The sequence below is a fragment of the Salinispora cortesiana genome (assembly GCF_000484695.1).
In the GTDB taxonomy this organism is placed as follows: Bacteria; Actinomycetota; Actinomycetes; order Mycobacteriales; family Micromonosporaceae; genus Micromonospora; species Micromonospora cortesiana.
Genome location: NZ_AXVR01000186.1, coordinates 1 through 1,257, shown reverse-complemented (window position 1 = coordinate 1,257; position 1,257 = coordinate 1). Strand labels below are relative to the sequence as shown.

Annotated in this window: 1 protein-coding gene; it reads left to right on the top strand. The window is 72.0% G+C overall.

From position 1 onward, the window contains the following. Window positions 1-1,257: TrbL/VirB6 family protein (locus K228_RS29115; RefSeq protein ID WP_025620810.1), on the top strand; the 1,257-nt coding region annotated here is incomplete at both ends.

Genomic DNA, 1,257 nt, shown 5'->3' with positions numbered 1-1,257 from the left:
CCGCGGCTGGCCCTCGGGGCGGTGATCTCGAATGTCTCCCTCATCCTGTGCGGCAAGGCGATCGAGGCGACCAACGCCCTGACCGCCGCCATCGCCGGCCAAGGTGTCGACGGACCGGCGGCGGCGTCCGCGATCGTCGGGATCCTCGACCAGCCGCTGACCGCTCCCAGCAGCCCGAACATTCTGCTCGCGCTGCTGGTCATCGCCGTGGTCGTCCTCGGCATCGTCGTGGTCATCACGTTCCTTTTGCGGGTGGCGTTGCTCGTCGTCCTCGTCGGGGTCGCGCCGTTGGCGTTGGCGTGTCATGCGACGCCGCAGACCGAGGGTCTGGCCTACATCTGGTGGCGTGCCTTCGGTGCGTGCCTCGGCCTGCAGGTGGCCCAGGCGGTGATCGTCCTGGCCACAGTGAGGGTGTTCCTCACCCCCCACGGGCTGGTCCTCATGGGCGTTCCGGCCACCACTAGTGGCCTGCTCGGAGTGTTGGTCTGCGTCACGATGCTGTGGCTGCTGACCAAGCTGCCGGGGCTGGCCAAACAGTTCGTCCTCGCCCCGCTCGGGTTGCGTAACCAGGGCCGGGGGCTGCTCGGGCAACTCCTGCAGGCATACGTCATGGTCAAGACCCTCGGTGCCGCCGCCACGTCCATCGGCGCAGGCCGCCGCGCCGCCCGCACGGGGACGGCTGCCCGCCAACGGGCCGTGACCACCACCAGGAACGCAGCAAAGTCGAGTACCGCTCGGCCCGTCCCCGCTGTCAGGGGCCGTCCGGGTACCCCACGCCCGCCGCTGTCCCGGCCGTCCCGACCCACCCCGGTGGCGTTTAGTAACGACCCTGTCGCGCAAGCCCCATTGTCGGTGCCGGCGGGCACCGCTGGGGCACCCGCGTTGAGCCACCCAGCCCGGTCGGACACCACGGCAACCCCGACTGGTCCGGCCCCGACCCCGGCGTTTTCGCAGCCCAACCCTCCACAACCGGCCACCCCTCGACCGCGTACACGGCCCACCCCTCCAGCGTTCAGCAACACCACGCCCGCACCGACGAGCCCAATCCCTCAAGGGCCGGCACCCGCGGCAACGTTCTCCACCCCGCCAGCACGGCAGAGCGCGCCACGCCGCCCACCGGCACCGTTCACGCCAGTCTTCGCACCGCCGACCCCGGCGACCCGACCCACGATGGCCCGGCGGCCCACCACCGCACCTCGCCAGTCCACCCGGGACGGCTCACCGCCGGCCCCGACACCGGCCCCGACACCGGCCCCG